The sequence below is a fragment of the Mucilaginibacter sp. genome, from assembly GCF_039925265.1.
Classification (GTDB): domain Bacteria; phylum Bacteroidota; class Bacteroidia; order Sphingobacteriales; family Sphingobacteriaceae; genus Mucilaginibacter.
This window is the reverse complement of the sequence record NZ_JBDSZG010000038.1, coordinates 93,587-113,571: the sequence shown is the minus strand read 5'-3', so window position 1 is coordinate 113,571 and position 19,985 is coordinate 93,587. Positions and strand designations below refer to the sequence as shown.

9 protein-coding genes are annotated in these 19,985 nt (G+C 45.4%); 4 read left to right on the top strand and 5 right to left on the bottom strand.

Features of this window, described 5'->3' with window-relative positions:
* Nucleotides 1-393: 393 nt before the first annotated feature.
* The 3 genes from ABIX36_RS17790 to ABIX36_RS17780 form a co-directional block, all read right to left on the bottom strand.
* On the bottom strand, nucleotides 394-1,734 hold the full coding sequence (locus ABIX36_RS17790) for a vanadium-dependent haloperoxidase (RefSeq protein WP_348083519.1): 1,341 nt from the start codon (nucleotides 1,732-1,734) through the stop codon (nucleotides 394-396).
* Nucleotides 1,731-5,027 carry a VCBS repeat-containing protein gene (locus ABIX36_RS17785; RefSeq protein WP_348083518.1) on the bottom strand — a complete coding sequence of 1,099 codons (3,297 nt, stop codon included), beginning with the start codon at nucleotides 5,025-5,027 and terminating at the stop codon, nucleotides 1,731-1,733. The genes ABIX36_RS17790 and ABIX36_RS17785 overlap by 4 nt, the downstream gene beginning before the upstream one ends.
* Before the next feature lie 231 nt (nucleotides 5,028-5,258).
* Complete coding sequence (locus ABIX36_RS17780) at nucleotides 5,259-9,458, bottom strand: two-component regulator propeller domain-containing protein (protein WP_348083517.1); 4,200 nt, start codon at nucleotides 9,456-9,458, stop codon at nucleotides 5,259-5,261.
* 444 nt (nucleotides 9,459-9,902) lie between these two features.
* Between ABIX36_RS17780 and ABIX36_RS17775 the strand changes: the two genes are divergently transcribed.
* The 4 genes from ABIX36_RS17775 (at nucleotide 9,903) to msrA (ending at nucleotide 17,779) form a co-directional block, all read left to right on the top strand.
* A complete protein-coding gene (locus tag ABIX36_RS17775) occupies nucleotides 9,903-15,551 on the top strand; it encodes a HAMP domain-containing protein (protein WP_348083516.1) in 5,649 nt (1,882 codons plus the stop codon).
* 11 nt (nucleotides 15,552-15,562) lie between these two features.
* Nucleotides 15,563-16,765, top strand: coding sequence for a hybrid sensor histidine kinase/response regulator (locus ABIX36_RS17770; RefSeq protein WP_348083515.1), 1,203 nt, complete (start codon nucleotides 15,563-15,565; stop codon nucleotides 16,763-16,765).
* A gap of 39 nt (nucleotides 16,766-16,804) precedes the next feature.
* The gene (locus ABIX36_RS17765; RefSeq protein WP_348083514.1) at nucleotides 16,805-17,167 is read left to right on the top strand and encodes a response regulator; all 363 of its coding nucleotides are present in this window, start codon (nucleotides 16,805-16,807) and stop codon (nucleotides 17,165-17,167) included.
* 120 nt (nucleotides 17,168-17,287) lie between these two features.
* Nucleotides 17,288-17,779 carry a peptide-methionine (S)-S-oxide reductase MsrA gene (gene msrA / locus ABIX36_RS17760; RefSeq protein WP_348083513.1) on the top strand — a complete coding sequence of 164 codons (492 nt, stop codon included), beginning with the start codon at nucleotides 17,288-17,290 and terminating at the stop codon, nucleotides 17,777-17,779.
* A 47-nt stretch (nucleotides 17,780-17,826) separates the two neighbouring features.
* On the opposite strand, the gene ABIX36_RS17755 is transcribed toward msrA, so the two are convergent.
* On the bottom strand, nucleotides 17,827-18,801 hold the full coding sequence (locus ABIX36_RS17755) for a tartrate-resistant acid phosphatase type 5 family protein (protein ID WP_348083512.1): 975 nt from the start codon (nucleotides 18,799-18,801) through the stop codon (nucleotides 17,827-17,829).
* A 58-nt stretch (nucleotides 18,802-18,859) separates the two neighbouring features.
* Nucleotides 18,860-19,936 (bottom strand): phosphatidylinositol-specific phospholipase C1-like protein, encoded by a 1,077-nt coding sequence (locus ABIX36_RS17750; RefSeq protein ID WP_348083511.1) that lies wholly within the window; start codon nucleotides 19,934-19,936, stop codon nucleotides 18,860-18,862.
* Nucleotides 19,937-19,985: the final 49 nt, after the last annotated feature.

Sequence of the window (19,985 nt, the reverse complement as noted above, 5' to 3'; positions counted from 1 at the left end):
CCTTGCGACAATAGCCCGGTAAAAAATCTGCAGATTGATTACGTTAAGCAAAAAAAGAAAGGCGCGTACAATTGGTTTATGGTAGCTAAGGTCGAGTAAAAGTGCTAATGCGAGGGGTGGTTAATCCTCAAATTAAAAGGGGTAAAAACGTATTTTTCGCTATAAAAACGATAAAAAACGCCTTTTGATCATCTAACTTTGCTGAATGTGTGTTTTTTGTTTTGATGCTGGCGAGCGGCAAAACTTATTTATCGGATGCATTTAGAACCACCCTTTGATCTATCAAAAACGGCAGATAAAAACGCGGCGTAAAAACCACGATTTGAGGGAGCATGGGGCATAGCAGCACGCTATATAATTGTGTTTACCGCGCAGTACTAAAAATTGAAGAGTTTATTGTGCGCCCGGTGGTTTGCTGTTGTGATTGAATTTCCCAAGCACCCATGCACCAACCAATTCGCCTTGTTTTTTACCATTGGTAATGCCGTCCTGGAAATGGATGCCACCCAATAACCTTGAGTAACCGGCTTCCTCAGCGGCTTTGTTGAACGAGCTAAACTTGCGCGGCGGAATACCAAACGCAACTTCGACATCATCGGTATAAGTAAAATTATCACCAAAAAACGAGGTAAGGATCCCCGCAGCTGCTGAAGAAATAAACGAGTGCCCACTAAGGTATTCGGGGAAAGGTGGTGTTTGCAAAAACGAATGCCACCTCGGATCCATATACTGATGAATGGCTGTTTCGGGCCGGATCCTGTTGGTTTTATACTTTTCGTTCCAGCAGGCGATAAAGCCATCCATCAGGCTAATGGCCACCATGGTGTTTACCTCCATCGATCTTTCGAAACTCGCGCCTGCTTTTTTGCAGGCAATGCCGGTTATACCCATCCAATGGGCCCCGGGCGAGATCTTTTTTAACCCTATTTGCATGTGCCCATTGTCCTGCACGGCAAAAGGGTTACAGTCCCAAAATGCGGCGATCGTTCTTTGGTCCGTAGATAGAGAATCGGCATCAAAACTGTGGCATTGCAGCAGGTATTTATAAAAAGCGGAACCTTTATCGGTAGAGAACGGCACAGGCGGCGCAGGAACAAATTGCCCGGAAGCTTTGAGCGTAAGCGGCCTTACCGTACTAAAATACGGCTCAACAGCGGCTATATAGGCCGGCGGTGTTGGATCCCACGAACCCGGCGTCCCCGTTAATGTGTATCGTTTGTAATTGCTTATTTTATTATAACCATCACTTTTAGCATAGGCCATTATCTGCGCGCTTATTTGCTGCCCATATTTTAAAGAGCTATCTATCTTTCCACGGGAAAAACCTGCGTTAAGGCATGAGTCGATCAGCTTCTGTTCAAAAACTTTCATCGCCGGGCCCGAAGGTTGTAATTTTGATGCCGTGGCGATCATGGCAAATACCGCGCTTAGCCGGGGATCAAAACCAGTTACCGAGGGATTTCTTATCTTCGGATAATTATTTAAAACACTCTCAAGACCTTGAAGTTTGGAATCGCTTTTCGATAACACCTCATAGCCAGAAATACAGGTGTATGAAAAAAAGCGCGCCGCTAATGGTGGATTGGTAACATCGTGGAGCATTCCAACCATCATCTGGTTAATTACCTTTGTAATATCTGCCGATGTTAATTTAGGCGTAACCTTTGCCGGCCCGCAGCCCAGGTTAACGCTGATCAATAAAATAATGGCGACCGGAAAGTATAAGTATTTCATCGATTGTTTAATTGGTAGGCCTGCATAGGCTGTTGATTAATACCGAAGAGTACCTTATCACCAATAGTGGTGACACTTCGCACATCGCCTGATAGCTTAAAGCCCGACGCGTTTTGACTAATTGCTGCAAAACTTCCATTTTTATTGCCTTTTAACAGCAAACCAAAATTGGCATCCGCTTTGCCAAGACGAAGCCTGGCGTTATTGATATTGCCACAAAATAGTAGGTCGGTTGCGCCATCCCTGTCATAATCTAACGGCGTAATGGTAAACACCGGCGAGAACTGAACCTCGGCGGGTAATTTTCCCTCACGCAGCTTGCCTGTTCTATCACTCAAAAACAGCGTTGTAGCTAAGATATTGGCGGTAAGGTGGCCTGCACCGTGTAATTCTTCGGTAGAGAATACATCGTTTAGTGTGGCATCGGCGTACGACTTATAATCAGTAAAGCGTGTGCGCATCATACTCATCTGCTCTAATAATTCATCGCGGGTAACATAGGGGTAGCTTTGATGATTGATGTAAAAGCATAAAATTGGATCAACCGCACCATTCTTATCAAAATCTTTAAAATACATTTCTGCTGGTTCCGCGTCGCTTGCTTTACATTGCGAATTTGTACCCTGGTTACCCAGTACCAGGTCTGGATGACCGTCGCGGTTGAAATCTCCTACAGTGATACAGTTCCACCAGCCGGAGTATTTTTTGGGGAGGTATTTGGCGGTTTGGTCCTCAAACTTCCCGTTCGTGTTAATAAAAATGGTGACAGGTAACCACTCGCCTACTACTACCAGGTCGGCACGGTTATCGCCATTCATATCTACCCAGGCCGCATCAGTAACCATGCCCAACTTTATGAGCTGCGGAAGATACTGTCTGGTTGCATCTTTAAAATGCCCTTTACCATCGTTTATCAGCAAATAACTTTGCGGTGCCTCCGGGTAACGGCCGGGGATAACGCGCCCGCCTAAAAAGAGATCCGGGAAGCCATCACCGTTTACATCCGCAGCTTTTGCACAGCTTTTGCTGGTGTAAAGTGCAGGCACAGCGTTTATAGCTTTAGTGAAATTCCCTTTACCATCATTTAAATAGAAGTCGTCGCCTAATGTTTTGTCGCCGGGCTGCAAATCATTGTAACCTGCCGACGCGCAAAACAGATCGGGATGACCATCCTTATTCACATCTAAAAAAACGGGGATAACTTCGCTCTTCAGCTTGTCCGCATCAAATACGGGAAGTGTCTTCTTGGCAAAGCCGCCCTTTGCATTGTGGATAAAAAGGATAGAGGGTTGTCCGCTGCCACCGCCTATAAAAACATCTTCAAGTCCATCGCCATTTACATCTGCTTTTGCTACATGAGGCCCCGAAAAAGAAATGGGATTAACTAAAAGCGCCTGCCTTTTAAAGTCGTTAATGCCGGTTACAGGCGCGGTAAGTTTAACAGGGCTTGCAATTTGCGAAAAAATGGTTTTCGACTGAATGGCAACACTTGCTGTTACCGCCGCATCTTTTTCTGACACAGCAAGAATATGGTTAAGCGCCGGCTTTTCTATGGTTTGTATTTTGCCGGATGGCCACCGCACTTTTATCGCGTCTATCGTTTTATTTTTACCAAACCCGAAGTGGATGAGCGTAGTTACGGTTGATTGATACCCGCGGGCAGGCATTTGCTGAATAGTTTGCAGCTTGCCTCCTATAAAAGCGGTAACAGTTGCCCCTATCCCATCGGTATTCTTTCCGGCACCTTTCAATTTAATATCCAGATAATTGTTTCCGGTTATTGCCTCCGCGTTGTTCTGATAGATGGAGGCGGGCTGGTTAACGTTATTGGTCACCAGGTCCAGGTCGCCATCATTATCCAGGTCGGCGTAGGCGCTTCCATTGCTGTTTGATGGCTGCGTGATACCCCATTTGGCCGATACATCCTCGAAGTTAAAGCCTCCTTTATTTTTAAACAGGTAATTTTTTACGCTGGAAGCCGGCATATCCTTTACCAGGTTCAGCAGGTCTTCCCGCATAACGCTCCTGTCTTTTAGGTTATCGCCCATGTATTTCAGGAAATCCATGTTGGTATAATCGCGTAAAAAACCGTTCGATACAAAAAGATCTTTCCATCCATCGTTATCGTAATCGGCAAACAGTGGCGCCCAGCTCCAATCGGTATTAGAAATACCCGCCTGCTGCCCTATCTCGCTGAAAGTACCGTTGCCATTGTTGATGTGCAGCATATTACGCATGTATTGGTAATAAAAACCGGCCTTTACGTTCATGTCAAAATATTCGTAATTGTCGGTACCCATCAATAGCTTTTGGCGGTGGTTGTCCTCGGGCAGCATATCCAGGGTATAAATATCAGGGTACCCGTCGTTGTTAATATCGCTCACTTCGTTGCCCATCGAGTAAAACGAGGTATGGCCAACCGTTTGTTTTAATTGATCGGTAAACGTTCCGTTTTTGTTGTTGATGTATAGCTTATCGGGGACGCTGTAATCGTTATCCATATAAATGTCCTGCCAGCCATCGCCATTAATATCGGCAATGCCTGCAGCCAGTCCGTAAGATACCGTTCCATTTTCTATCCCCGAGTTAGCGGTAACGTCCTCAAACTTCCCGTTATTATTCCGTAACAACCGATTGCCGCGCTCGTTATCTTTGGTCTTCACCAAGTCCTTAAGGGCGTAAACGTCTATATTATTCAATCTTTCGGGGCTGTGGTTAACCAGCAAAAGATCCAGGTCGCCATCGTTGTCATAATCAAAAAAATAACCCTGGGTACTGTAGGATGGGAAGTTAAGCCCGTAATCGTTAGTCTGATCCTTAAACTGGGGGATGCCCTGCGCATTGTTACCGTGGTTGATCAGCAGCTGGTTTACGCGTTTTTCGGGCCGCAGTTTTCCGGAATAGCAGAGGTACAGGTCAGGGAGGCCATCGCCATTTACATCTGCTACGGTAGCGCTGGTTTTCCATGGCCCGGGCCGGCCGGCAACGTTGGCGGGCGCTGTAATATCCCCAAATACCATTTTGCCTTTATTGAGGTACATTTTATTATCAACCATGTTGCCGGTAAAATAAAGATCCTGCAAGCCATCGCTGTTAAAATCGCCAACTGCTACACCGCCACCATTATAAAAATACTCGTATACAAGCACGTTGGTGTTTAATCCTTCAGTAAGCTGATTAATAAAGCCAACATGGGTTTGGGTGGTATCCAGTTCCTTAAAAAGCGCCGTAGAATCGCTGCCATTTGCGGATGAGCTTGTTGAGCCGCTTTTACATTTTGCAAAAAAAAGCATGCAAAACAAAAGGCCCGCGCAGATAATGGTTATTGGCCGGGAAATAGGTATCCAGGGGTGCAGCTTCATAAATCAGGGTTCACCAGCCGTTAGTAGCCGGTTAAATAATTATTGGTTATAATTGGGATGCAAGATATGCCAAAGCTACATTTAAGTACAGGGGCAAATTGTGATTATTTAGGGGTTAATATAGTAACGCACCATTATTCATCACACGGCCGTTTAGTGTGCTCAATTGCTTGTTCTGCCTACAAATTCGTTGGGTACCATATCGTCAGCCAGGTTTTTACGGTATTTTTTCATGTACTGAGAAGGGTTAATGCCAAACACCTTTTTAAACTGTTCTCTAAAATATTTAATATCGTTGATCCCCACCAGGCACGATGTTTCAAAAATATTGTGCCTGCTGTTGATAAGGATCTCTGCCGCTTTACGCAGCCTGATGAACCTGATAAACCCATTGGCCGACTGCCCTGAAATAAACTTGATCTTTTTATAAAGCGACGAATGGGAGATACCCAGTTCACCCGCGAGGGTTTGGATGTTAAAGTCGGGGTCCATCAGGTGTTTCTCCACCACTTTTATACAATTATCCAGGAAGGTTTTATACTCCGCCGGTATTTTCTGATTGGTAGAGTTGAGCGTGATCTCGTTATAGAAATATTTTTGCAGGTTGTTCTTGTTCCTCAGAATGCCGGCTACGCGCGCCTTTAGCAGTTCCTTGTCAAACGGTTTGCTGATGTAATCATCTGCACCGCCCTCTATGCCCTTTAGTTTAATTTCGGGCGATGCACTGGAGGTGAGCAATATCACGGGGATATGGCTGATATTGATATCTTCCCGTATAGCTGTACAAAGCTCAATACCTGTCATTTCATCCATCATTACATCACTGATGATAATATCTGGCAGTACTTCCTTAACAATACTCAATCCCTCTCTGCCATTGATAGCCGAATGAACCTTGTAATCGTTTTTGAAAAGCAACTTAAGGTACTCCCTGATATCGTTATTATCATCTATAATAAGGATAGACTTCAATTCTGCGCTTGCCTCCGGATCTTCTGTAAGTAAATTATTCGCCTCCGCTGCCGCGCTTTCTACCATCTCAGTTGCTACAAGTTCCTGGAGCAGAACAGATGTCGTCTCGCTATCCTCGTAGATGACCTGATTACTTAGGTGGTTACGTCCCTTAAATAATGATATGGTAAACTTCGCTCCTCCACCTTCATTATTTTCATGCTTGATAGTTCCCGAATGGCCTTCGATAAACTTTTTAACCAGGAACAAGCCGATGCCAAACCCGCCTACCGATGGGCCCTTACCACTTTCCTGCTGATAAAACTGGGAGTACAGCTTCGCTTCTGTTTCTTTTTGAATGCCGGACCCGGTATCCACCACCTCGATATTTACCCGGTCGTTCTGCTGCATCAGCAAAACTTTTACACTTCCACCGGCAGGTGTAAACTTCATGGCGTTTGAGATGAGATTAAACAGCGCGATCTCCATCTTTTCCCTGTCGGCAAATAATTCGATGTGCTGATCGGCACAAATAAATTCAAAATTGAGTCCCTTGGCCTTTGCCTGGTGCGTAAAGCAAAGGAACACTTCTTTACATAGCTCTACAATATTAAGCCTGCAAATGGTTAAGGTACCCGCTTCCGAATCAGCCTTACGAAACAGCAGCAACTGATCAACCAAACTGAGCAAGCGCTTAGCATTACGATAAACAATATTGAGGCTGCTGGTATCAACCTCGCGTTCGTGGTAAAGCAGCTCTTTAATAGGATTGATAATGAGTGTTAAAGGTGTACGAAACTCATGCGAAATATTGGTAAAAAACGACAATTTCCGTTCATTAAGCTCTTTATCCTTCTCAGCAGAAAGTTGTGCAAGTTTAATTTCGTACTTTAAGTGTGCCTGGTTTGCCCTGTATTGCAGGTAGTAATAAATAACTAAAACCACCGCTAAAGCATAGCATAAATAGGCCCACCAGGTTTTGTACCATGGAGGTAATATTCTTATTTGCAAAGTGGCGTAATCATTAAACCATACACCATCCTGATTGGAGCATTTTACTTTAAAGGTATAACTGCCCGGTGGTAAATACCTGTATATGGCCGAGCGTTGGTTGCCAACAAAGTTCCATGTTTTATCCAACCCCTCCAGTTTGTAAGCAAACTCTCCCTTTTGGGGGTAAGCATAATTTAGTGAAGTATATTGAATAGAGAACACAGATTGGTCTGGCTGCAAAACCAACTGCCGGTTTTCGTTAATGGCTTTCGACAACGCAATTCCATTGCCATGCTCATCGTGTTCCTCCTGCTCGTTACCAAATACCTGCAGGCTGGTAAGTACTACTTTGGGTTTAAAATAATTTTTGTTAACCGCCTCCGTGTTAAAAATATTAAGCCCTTCGGTGCCGCCGAAATACATCGCGTGGTTTTGCTTATCGTAAATTACCGACCCGACGTTAAACTGCCCAGCCTGCAACCCGTTAGACTGATCGAAATTCTTTACCGAGTTTTTGTCGAGGTCTATGTTAGATAGCCCTTTGTTGGTGCTGATCCATACCGATTGATCTGCCGCTTGCTGAATGGCGTAAACCGTGTTATTCGCTAACTTGTTTTTCTCGTTAAAATATTGAAAAGTATGCTTGCCGGTGTCATAAACCAATAAGCCATCGCCCTCGGTACCTACCCAAAGCTTATCGCGGCTTAAATACAAGGCAAATATTACCTGGCCGGGCAAAAAACGTTTCTCTTGGGCAACGGTAAAGTAGCTGCTGAATTTTTTTGTCTTAACATCCAGGTAATCCAGGCTCCCGCCGTAGGTGCCCACCAGCAAATTACCTTTATCATCCTCCGTTATCGCCCTTACATCGTAAGAACTAAGCGTACTGTTTGCGGGCGTATAATTGGTAAATGTACCGCTTGCCGCATTGAAAAGGCTTAGCCCGCCACCGTTAGAGCCTATCCATAGATTCCGTTGCCGGTCCTGGTAAATTACTCTAACGTCGCTTGCGCCAAGCGTGGCGGCATCATTTGCCTTATGGCTGTAGTTTGTAAATGAATCGGTATCTGCATTATATCTGAACAAACCTTTGGCGTAAGTACCGAACCACAAATTGCCTTCCCTATCCCGGTAGCCAGTTAAAATGGCATTATCTGTTAAACTACCCGGCCGGCCATCGGCATAATAACGTTTTACAATGCTGCCATCCGGGCGGGTTTTGTAGATCCCGTCGCCATCGGTACCAAACCACAGCAGCCCGTTATTATCCTGGCACATACCGTAAAATCTAACTAAACTTTTACCGGCAGCGTCTTCATGTATCTTCTGTATCCTGGTGAATTTTTCGCTGATACTGCTTATCATATAAACCCCTTCGCCGTAGGTGCCAAGCCATATATTCTGATGGCGGTCGAGGTAAATATTTTGGACAGAGCGCTGCGTCATGTTATACCCATCGTCGCCTACAACAGGGGTCAGTTTAAAATCAGCAGTGTTTGCCCGAAACGTTTTTAATGGGAGCTTGTACAAACCGCCATCCTGTAGGCCGATAAGTAAATTATTTTCTTTGTCTTCGTTCAGCGCAATGTAAGTGTTGCTTTTTATTTCCTTCTGCGTTGTTTGAAACTGGGTGAAGTTGTCGCTGTCACGATCATAATAAAGCAGCCCGTTGCTTGTCGCGATCCAGATATTGTGCACATGGTCCTCAAATATCTCGTTAATTCTTCCTACAGGTTTACTGCCGAACTTTGAGGAAATGGATGCCTTGCCGATCACCTTACCGTTCTTTTGATGAAAAACATTAATGCCGCCATCCTGCGTGCCCAACCATAACAAACCCTTAGAATCTTCGAGTATGGAAACTATGCGGTCGCTGGTTAACTGGGGTAAATTCTTCCTGGAGTAACTAATAAAATCTCCGCTATTGGTTTTAAAGTACGAAAAACCGGAACCGTAAGAAGCGATCCAAAGATTACCGCTGCCGGCCTGCGCAATGTTATCGACGTCATTTTTGACAACATTATGATTGCGGAGGTTGTAATGGGTGAATTTCTCGCTCCTTGCATTCAGCTTACTTAAGCCATCCCTCGACGAGACCCATACATTACCGGCACGATCTGAAAATATCTTTTGGACGAAATTACTTGATAGGCCGGTAGTATCCCCGGCGATCGTTTTAAAAACCTTAAATGTGGATCCATCAAACCGGTTTAAGCCATCGCTTGTGGCAAACCACATAAAACCATCCGCATCCTGGCTAATACTATTTACTATTCCGAAGGAAAGGCCATCCTTAAGCGCATATTTAAGCACCTTGTTTTTTACAGGCGCCTGGCCATAGCAAAGCAAGGTGGCGAACAGAAAGAAAGCCGAAAAGCAAAACTTCTTCTTCACGGGTACATCAGCGATATATTTCATTACATCCGGCAAAACATTCACTAATAAATAAACAAATTCAGGCTTGGCTTCGTAAAAGACGACTTTAATTCAATATTAAAATTGATTAATTAAAGTTGGAAGCAGTCTATAATTATTGTCAAAATAACATTTAAAATTTAGATTTTACAACCATTTTTAAATAATGTCTATCGGCGTTCGATATCAGGTTGATTTCATTTAATCAATAAATATAACCCTATTAGAACACAGATGTCACGCCGGTTAAGACCTCAATTATTTTTTTTAAAAAAATTAAACTTTTTTTAAAACAACAGCTAACTTGTACTGTTATTACGGTCATATTTCGCCGATACCTTTAAAAACTTAATTTATAATAGTTACCAAATATGGTAATTATTACACTTTTCGCGCTATAGCGTGTTAAAGTATGCTACCTGCTTATCAACCTATTGCAATAATTATATGGAACCAGCTTTACTTGAACCCAAGCAAAAAAAAGCCCCCGTTGTTAACGGCACCGAAGATCATCTTGATGTAAAAGAACTTTTAAGCGTTCTTTCTCTCGTCAAAAACGGAAAACTCAGTGTGCGAATGCCGGTTACCCAAGCCGGAATAAACGGACGAATATGCGAAGTACTTAACGACATTATTGAGATGAATGAACGGCTTGTAGCCGAGATCTCATCCGCCGAAATGACGATCGGTAAAAAAGGAAATTTATCAAAACGAATTGAATTGCCCGACGCGAAAGGCGAATGGGCAAGCGGCGTAGCCTCGCTTAATAACCTGATTGAGGACCTAACCTCGCCAACACTTGAGATAGCCGGGATGATCAATTCCGTAGCTAATGGCGATCTTTCCAAACACATCCCTTTAGAAATAAAAGGACACCCCTTAAAAGGTGAGTTTTTGCGCATCGCCAAAGAATCTAATCAAATGCTTTCCAAATTACAGCTATTCTCCATGGAGGTAACTCGGGTGGCAAGGCAGGTGGGATCGGAAGGTAAACTGGGAGAACAAGCAAAAATTAAGGGTGTTGCCGGCGTATGGGCAGAATTAACCGATTCGGTAAACCAAATGGCGGGTAACTTAACCGCCCAGGTACGTAACGTGGCAGCGGTAACAACCGCTGTGGCTAAGGGTGACCTTTCGCGAAAGATCACGGTGGAGGCCAAGGGCGAAATATTGGAATTAAAGAACACCATTAACACGATGGTGGATCAGCTCAATTCCTTCTCATCCGAAGTAACGCGTGTGGCGCTCGAGGTGGGTACCGAAGGTAAGCTGGGCGGCCAGGCTAAAGTGCCGGGTGTAGCTGGTACATGGAAAGATCTAACGGATTCGGTGAACCGTATGGCGGGGAACCTGACCTCGCAAGTGCGAAATATAGCGGGCGTAACCACCGCGGTAGCTAATGGTGACCTTTCCAAGAAAATTACGGTAGACGTAAAAGGAGAAATGCTGGAGCTGAAGAAAACCATTAATACGATGGTGGATCAGCTCAACTCGTTTGCATCCGAAGTAACGCGTGTGGCGCTGGAGGTAGGTACTGAAGGTAAGTTGGGCGGGCAGGCCCGTGTAAAAGGCGTAGGCGGGGTATGGAAGGATCTCACCGATTCGGTAAACCAGATGGGTAGTAACCTTACCGACCAGGTGCGTAATATAGCGGGTGTAACCACCGCCGTGGCAAAAGGCGATCTATCCCGAAAGATCACGGTGGATGCCAAGGGTGAGTTGTTGGAGTTGAAGAACACTATCAATACGATGGTGGATCAGTTAAACTCTTTTTCATCTGAGGTAACCCGTGTGGCGCGGGAGGTGGGTTCTGAAGGCCAGCTTGGCGGCCAGGCTAACGTGCCGGGCGTAGGCGGTACCTGGAAGGATCTAACAGATTCGGTAAATCAAATGGCGGGTAACTTAACTGGCCAGGTGCGTAATATAGCGGAAGTAACAACGGCTGTGGCAAAAGGTGACCTTTCCAAAAAGATCACGGTTGACGTGCAGGGAGAAATGCTGGAGCTGAAGATCACCATTAACACAATGGTGGATCAGCTCAACTCCTTCGGCTCGGAAGTAACGCGTGTTGCACGTGAGGTGGGCTCCGAAGGGCAGCTGGGCGGCCAGGCCAATGTGCCGGGTGTAGGCGGTACATGGAAGGATTTAACCGATTCTGTAAATAAAATGGCGGACAACTTAACCTCGCAGGTACGTAACATTGCCGAGGTAACTACAGCGGTGGCCAAAGGCGATCTGTCCCGAAAGATAACGGTGAATGCCAAAGGTGAGTTATTGGAGCTAAAAGACACTATCAATACGATGGTAGATCAGCTGCGTGGTTTCGCATCAGAGGTAACGCGTGTTGCGCGAGAAGTGGGTTCGGAGGGGCAGCTTGGCGGACAAGCCAACGTGCCGGGTGTAGATGGTACCTGGAAGGATCTAACAGATTCGGTAAATAAGATGGCCGGTAATTTAACGGCCCAATTACGAAATATAGCCGATGTATCTATCGCGATAGCAAACGGCGATTTATCCAAAAAAATTACGGTTGACGTGCGCGGAGAGATCTTACAGCTTAAAGAAACCATTAATACCATGGTGGATCAGTTGCGTGGTTTCGCGTCCGAAGTAACGCGTGTTGCCCGCGAGGTGGGTACCGATGGTAACCTTGGGGGCCAGGCCTTTGTGCCGGGCGTCGCGGGTACCTGGAAAGATCTAACCGATTCGGTGAACCAGATGTCGAGTAACCTTACCTCGCAGGTACGTAACATTGCCGAGGTAACCAAGGCGGTGGCCAGCGGTGACCTTTCCAAAACGGTTATCATCGACGTAAAGGGCGAAATAATGGACTTAAAGAACACCATTAACACGATGGTGGATCAGCTAAACTCCTTCGCATCCGAAGTAACGCGTGTGGCACGTGAGGTAGGTACCGAGGGTAAGTTGGGCGGACAGGCACACGTAAAAGGCGTGGGTGGTACCTGGAAAGATCTAACCGACTCGGTAAACCAGATGGCATCTAACTTAACCGGGCAGATCCGTGGTATTGCCAAAGTGGCCACAGGCATAGCCAAGGGTAACTTAAAGCAGCGGCTATCCATCAACGCGCTGGGCGAGGTGGCACAACTGACCGATACGATCAACGAGATGATCGATACCCTCGCGGTGTTTGCAGATGAGGTGACTACTGTGGCACGTGAGGTAGGTGTGCAGGGGCGCTTAGGCGGCCAGGCCAGTGTACCGGGCGCATCGGGCACCTGGAAGGATTTGACGGAAAACGTAAACCAGCTGGCACAAAACTTAACCACACAGGTACGTTCGATATCCGAGGTAGCATCCGCAGTAACTAAGGGTGACCTTACCCGTACCATACGCGTGGAAGCGAAAGGCGAGCTGGAAGCTTTGAAGGATACCATTAACCAGATGATTGCCAACCTTAAAGGCACAACCCTCCGTAACCACGAGCAGGATTGGCTAAAATCCAACCTGGCCAAATTTGCCCAGATGCTGCAGGGACAGCGCGACAGGAACGCGGTAGCCAATAAAGTACTATCTGAACTGGCCGAACTGGTGAACGCCCGTTATGGTGCGTTCTATATTTTAGAGCAGCCCGAATCTGCCGATGAGCCAAAACTACGGTTATTTGCAGGCTATGCCCAAAAAAGCCGCAAGCTCATCGATCAGGAATTTTCATTGAGCGAAGGCTTGGTTGGGCAGTGCGCCACGGATAAGGAACGGATAAGGTTAGCCAATGTCCCTAATGAATATCTGCAGATCAGTTCGGGCATAGGTAACGCCGCCCCTATCGACCTCGTTATTCTGCCGGTACTATTTGAAAACAACGTAAAGGCCGTTATTGAGCTTGCATCATTTGAGAATTTCAGCGACACCCACATCGACTTCTTGGACCAATTGACAGAAAGTATCGGTATCGTGTTAAACAATATCGAAACCAATACACGTACCGAAGAATTATTATCGCAATCACAATCGTTAGCGGGCGAGCTTTCTGCACAGCAGGAAGAACTAAGGCGCGCAAATGACGAGCTGCACGACAAGGGCCGTTCGCTGGAAGAAAAAGCCGAGCAGTTAACCTTAACATCCAAATATAAATCGGAGTTTTTGGCCAACATGTCGCACGAGTTGCGCACGCCGCTTAATAGCTTGCTGATACTTGCTCAACAGTTATTTGAAAACCCCGAAGGTAACCTAACCGAAAAACAGCGGATGTTTGCTAAAACCATCCACTCTTGCGGAGATGACCTGATCCAGCTGATCAATGACATCCTCGATCTTTCTAAGATCGAATCGGGCGTTATTGCGGCTGATGTTATGCCGGTAAGCTTTAAAGAGATAGCAGCCTTTGCCGAATCGACATTTAAACCTATCTCAGAGGCTAAGAACCTGAAATTTGAAATAGAAATAGAAGAAAGCCTGCCGGAAATGATGGAAACCGATATGCAGCGCCTTAACCAGATCTTAAAGAACCTGCTATCAAACGCGTTTAAATTTACCGAGAAAGGCCGCGTTAAACTGCATGTTTTCAGGCCGGTTCGCGGGCAGGAAAACCCGTTGATCGGGCCGGATGCGGTGATCGCATTTTCTATCGAAGATTCTGGTATCGGGATCTCAAAAAACACACAAGGCATTATATTCGAGGCCTTCCAACAGGCCGAAGGTTCTACCAGCCGGAAATATGGCGGTACAGGACTGGGGCTTTCCATCAGTAAAGGCTTCGCCGAATTGCTCGGAGGAACCATTACCGTAGGCAGCGAGTTAGGTAAAGGCAGTGTATTTACCCTGTACCTGCCGTTAAAATACAGGGAAGAGAAATCGGTACCGGTGAGAATAAAAGAGCCACAGCCTGTTGCACACCTCCGCGCCAGTATAATAGACACGGCTGAATTGATCATGGATGATGACCGTCATAATATTGTTGCCGAAGACAAAGTGCTATTGGTAATTGAGGACGACCTGCGTTTCACCAAGATCCTGATAGATAAGGCTCACGACCTGGACATGAAGGTTGTGGTGGCCATCAGCTACCTGGAGATCTTCGATAGTATTATCAAATACAACCCCATTGCCATAACACTGGACGTAAATATGCCGGAATCTAATGGCTGGAAAATACTCAAACTCCTCAAAACCGATATAAACTTACGGCATATACCCGTACACGTAATTTCCGGTGAGGACAATAAGATAACAGCCCTTAAACATGGCTCCAAATCGTTTAGTTTAAAACCTTTATCCAATACCTCTTTGCATGAGCTGATTACAGGTATTGTAAACTTTTATGAACACACCAAAAAACGGGTACTGATCATTGAAGACAATGAGAACGAATTGCAGCGGCTGTCGGAACTTTTAGCTAATGATAGAATTGAAGTGTTTGGTGCAAGCACCGCTAAAAAAGGACTCGCCGTACTAAAAAAGGAGCTATTTGACTGTATTGTGGTGGATTATATGCTGCCCGACGCCAGCGGCATTGATTTTCTGAACAAGATAGACCTGATCAAACAGCCGGGAACTACCATCATACTTCATTCGGCCCGGGATTTTACCCAGGAAGAGTTAATTAAGCTTAAAAGGTTAAATCATAAGATCATTACCAAAACACCTTCATCGCATGTTTACCTGCTCGAAGAGATCCTGGTGTTGTTACATATTGATAAAAAATACATCAGCGAAAGCAAACTAAAAATGATCAACGACATCCGTGTAACTACAGATATACTTGATTCTAAAAAGGTTTTGGTTGTAGATGATGATGTGCGGAACCTCTTTGCGTTAACCGCGGTGTTCGAACGATCAAAGATCGACGTGATCACGGCGGAAAGCGGACGCGAAGCGCTCGAGATCCTGAATAAGGACAAGGGTATCGACATTGTATTGATGGATATTATGATGCCGGAAATGGACGGCTATGAGACGATACAAATTATACGGAAGGAGCCGCGTAACAAAAGCCTCCCAATTATAGCGGTTACGGCAAAAGCGATGATTGGTGACCGGCAAAAATGTATCTCGTCTGGTGCGTCGGATTATATAACCAAACCCGTTAAAACGGACCAGCTTTTATCGCTTATGCGTGTATGGCTGATCAAATAAAACTGTAGCTGATGCCTATAAAAATATTATTGGTTGACGATAACGATAACAACCTGTTATCCATGGAAGTAGCGTTGGAAAACGCTGCTTACAGGTTTTCCAGGGCAAATTCGGGCCGCGAAGCGCTCCGGATATTGTTGCATGAAGACGACTTTTCCCTGATACTGCTGGACGTAAAAATGCCTATTATGGATGGGTATGAAACCGCTGAACTGATTTATCAAAGAGATAAATTAAAGCACATTCCTATTATTTTTATTACGGCTCATGATTATGAAGAGGCCGCGATGTTTAAGGGATACCAGGCAGGCGCGGTAGATTTTATCAGAAAGCCTTTTAACGCAGAAATACTCCGGTCGAAAGTGGCCGTATTTGCCGAGCTCTACAAAAAAAACCGGTTATTAAGGAGGCAGGAAGAAAAGCTACAGGTAATCAATAACGACCTGGTGCAACTCAACCACGAGCTGGAACAACGGGTGCTGGAACGTACTTTGGCCCTCGAAAGCATGAACAGGGATCTGCAGGCGCTTAACCTCTCTAAGGATAAATTCCTTTCGGTAATGTCGCATGATCTGCGTAACCCGCTAACAGCGCTACTGGCATCTGCAGAAAAATTGAACACAGACCCGGAGAATCTGAATCAGCGCCAGGTTAAACAATTATCGCAGATAATTTACCGCACCTCTAACAAACTCCTCAATCAACTAAATGATGTAATAGATTGGGCTAAAAAACAAAGCCAAAAAACCAGTTTTTACCCCGAAAAAATACCGCTGGCACAAGGTATTGAAGAGTCGCTGGAACTGCTAAAGGCCAATGCCCATCAAAAGAAGATCAGATTACAGAACCATACACCTAAAGATATAGAAGTTATGGCAGATACGCTGATGCTTCGGTCTATTGTTCAAAATCTGGTAACCAATGCCATTAAATATACGCCCGATGGCGGTTCGATAGTTGTAAACGCAAAACGAACGGAGCAAATGGCCTGTATCTTCGTCGAAGACTCCGGCATTGGGATGAGCACAGATACAAAAGAGCGGCTATTCAGAAACCCCGATCAACGATCGCAGGCAGGCACTAATAATGAACAAGGAAGCGGGCTCGGCCTTTTCCTGGTGAGCGACTTTGTGAGCCAACACGGTGGGCAGATAGATGTGGAAAGTACCATTGGAGCAGGTACTACGGTGAGGTTCACCATTCCTGCGGTATAGAGGTTTCGTAACAGCGTTTTAATATTTCGAAGAAACACCATGAGCAAAAAAATACTGATCGTAGATGATGATCCTGACATCCTCGAAATTCTATCTTTCATTTTAGCAGACACCGGGTACGAAACCAGGGCATTAACGAATGGTAAAACCATTTTTGACGATATCAAAAATTTTAAGCCCAACCTGGTTTTGATGGACGTTATGCTTGCCGGCATGGATGGCCGGGTGATATGCGAAAACATTAAGGCAAACAAATTAACAGCTGCCCTGCCGGTTATCCTGATCTCCGGCACACATAACCTATCGGAATCATTACATACTAAGGGGGGCCCGGATGATTTTGTCGCTAAACCATTTGACTTAGATTATTTACTTTCGAAAGTAGCCCGACAGCTCTCCTAAGCAGAGGCGTAATGCAACTTATTGATATCATCTATAGGTAAAAAGGCAGCATGCCATAGCCTCTATATTTGCTACTTGCCCAATTGTACCCTACCTTTATGGTACAAAAAATAAAGCGTTATGAATATTGAAAAGGCCATTTTGGCCGGTGGTTGTTTTTGGGGTGTAGAGGAACTGATCAGGCAATACCCTGGTGTTGCTTCAACCGTTGTGGGCTACACGGGCGGCGATGTGCCTAATGCTACTTACCGGAACCACGGCACACACGCCGAAGGCATAGAGGTTACTTTTGATTCCGAACAGTTATCCTATCGCAAACTCCTGGAGTATTTTTTCCAGATCCACAATCCAACTACGCGCAACAGGCAGGGAAATGACATCGGCGCGTCTTATCGTTCTGCCATTTTCTTCCTGAATGAAAGCCAGCGTGAAACCGCGAACGCATTGATCGCGGAAATGGACGCTTCCGGCGTATGGCCCGGCAAAATAGTTACCGAAGTGGTACCGGCAACTGATTTTTGGAATGCCGAAGCCGAGCACCAGGACTACCTGCAGAAAAACCCATACGGCTATACCTGCCACTTTGAAAGGCCCGACTGGAAACTTGCTTAATTAAATAGCGGCTTCAGCACCCGGGCCATTTTTAAAATCATTCAAACTTATTTATTGAGTTCTGTTTGATATAAAACCTTGCCAGCGGCGTTTATGGCTTTAACCATTATTTTTTTATTGTTTAAAGCGAAGGACATAAAGCCATGGTCGGAAGCCTGAAAACGGCTATACGAGATCCCGGTACTTACATCTGTTAGTTCGGAACCGGCACCGGAGATGAATTGGTGCGTAAAACCTTCGGGCTTTAAGTGCTGCAGAGAATGGTCGTGGCCGGATAAGTAAACATCAACCTTATGCGCCTCAAAAACCGGGGCAAGCTTTTCCCTTACGGTTAAGGTATCATAATTTTTTATGCGCGGGCCTACGGTGTAATACGGATGGTGGCCTACAATAATTTTCCACTTCACATCCGCAGAGGCGCTTTCAAGCGTTTGGTTTATCCATTTCATTTGTTCTGCCACCTGCTCCTTCCTGTTTTCATGCAGCATGGGGTCGGTATCTATCATCAGCATTAAAACCTTGTCGCCGGCCTTACCCAGCGCAAATTCTTTTGAATAATATAACGCCGGCATATTCCACCGGCGGCTCACTTTGCTATAACGCACTTGTGCTTCGGGTTCCGAGCCATAATCATGATTGCCTAAAACAGGATACCAGTCGCACTGGAGCGAGTGGGCGGTATAGATATTTTCGAATGAATAATGCCACAGCGGGTCCATTTCGCTCACCACACCCCGTGGATAAAAATTATCTCCCACAGAAATTACAAAGTTATTGGGATTGTTTGCGGCCCACGTGCCCATTTGTTTGGCAACCTCTAACTGATCGTATTCGCCGTTGCGGCCCCAATCGCCAATGGCTATAAAATGCACATCAAATTCATCCTTTAAAACCGATTTGGACAGATCGTCACTTTCCAGGTGGGTAACTATTGGGGCGGCTGCTAAAGTGACCATAGGGCTGATAAGCGATGCGCCCAGTGTAGTAAGCGCGGTGTTCTTGATAAAGTTTCTGCGTTTCATGGCATTATTTGATGGCTTTTTTTAACGGCTTATGGCGATATTATGGAAAGGTATAAATTTACTTGGCAGGTTTGAATAGTGGGTTTAACCTGAAATACTTCCCATCGACAAAGGAAATGGTATACTCAGATTTAAATTGCTCGCTTTTTTTATAATAATCTGTAGAGATGATTTGCGCGCCCGACAGCATCGCCGCGTTAAAACTGCTTTTATCGTTATCGCGGGCTTCCTGGGTATCGCTATCTGCACGGGTGCGGATGATGTAGCCTTTTTTAACCAGCCTTGATATTTGTGCAAGCTGCTTTTTAGCGTTATTCATCACGTAGATAGCAGCTTCAGGTGTTCCCGGTTCTGAGTTGGTAAAAAGCACCCTGCCTTTAAGCGAAGAATGGCCTTTGATGTATTCGCTAAGTTTAGGCTCTGTTTCATCCAGCAGGAAAATAAATTTGCCCTTTGCCTGCTTTAATACAGGCCAGTTTTGGTGCAGTACAGCCTCTTCCAGGGTATTGTATTTGCCTCTTACATTATCCGGTGTAATTACATGCTCCAAACCCAAATTATCGGCAATTTCCTTGTCCAGTTTATCGTAAATTGATGAGGTGAACTTATCCGGCACGGTAAATCCCGGCCTTTTCATTACTTCATCCTTAGCGTTCATGGTGATAAAAATGGGGTTATGATCCGGGTGCGCCTCCGACCATTTCTTCAGTTCCTGCAAACAACCTTTAAACGTAGGGCAATTGCTCCTGAAATCGATATCCTGGATATGGAATACCTTAAAGCCGGGCTGTTTCATCAAGCCTTCGGTGTCGTATGCCGGTTGGCCGGGTGCCCAATCTAACCCTTTGGGATGCGCGTACTTCCCCCCTGCCGTATCCGCGTACACATCTATTTCCAGATCTAACAAGCCTAAGTTAAGCTGATCGGTAAGGCTGATGTGACTATAATCTATTTTGCTCATGGCAACAGAATCTGAATGCTGCAATATTTTGAACAGTTTTGGGTCGATAGCCCTTTTGTAACTGTTGTGCGAACCGATAACCTGTATGTGGTTGATCGGGACATTATCGGCAGGGTTGCCTGAATTTGCTAATGCTAAAAGCCCAATAGCTAATAAACCGAATGTGAATTTCATGGTAGATAAAATTTAAAACAGCCCCGGCTCAAGAACCGGGGCTGTAATG

Coding starts and splice junctions, on each gene's coding strand:
- ABIX36_RS17775 (WP_348083516.1), top strand. CDS start 9,903: ATGGAACCAGCTTTACTTGAACCCAAGCAAAAAAAAGCCCCCGTTGTT.
- msrA (WP_348083513.1), top strand. CDS start 17,288: ATGAATATTGAAAAGGCCATTTTGGCCGGTGGTTGTTTTTGGGGTGTA.
- ABIX36_RS17790 (WP_348083519.1), bottom strand. CDS start 1,734: ATGAAATACTTATACTTTCCGGTCGCCATTATTTTATTGATCAGCGTT.
- ABIX36_RS17750 (WP_348083511.1), bottom strand. CDS start 19,936: ATGAAATTCACATTCGGTTTATTAGCTATTGGGCTTTTAGCATTAGCA.
- ABIX36_RS17755 (WP_348083512.1), bottom strand. CDS start 18,801: ATGAAACGCAGAAACTTTATCAAGAACACCGCGCTTACTACACTGGGC.
- ABIX36_RS17765 (WP_348083514.1), top strand. CDS start 16,805: ATGAGCAAAAAAATACTGATCGTAGATGATGATCCTGACATCCTCGAA.
- ABIX36_RS17780 (WP_348083517.1), bottom strand. CDS start 9,458: ATGAAATATATCGCTGATGTACCCGTGAAGAAGAAGTTTTGCTTTTCG.
- ABIX36_RS17770 (WP_348083515.1), top strand. CDS start 15,563: ATGCCTATAAAAATATTATTGGTTGACGATAACGATAACAACCTGTTA.
- ABIX36_RS17785 (WP_348083518.1), bottom strand. CDS start 5,027: ATGCTTTTTTTTGCAAAATGTAAAAGCGGCTCAACAAGCTCATCCGCA.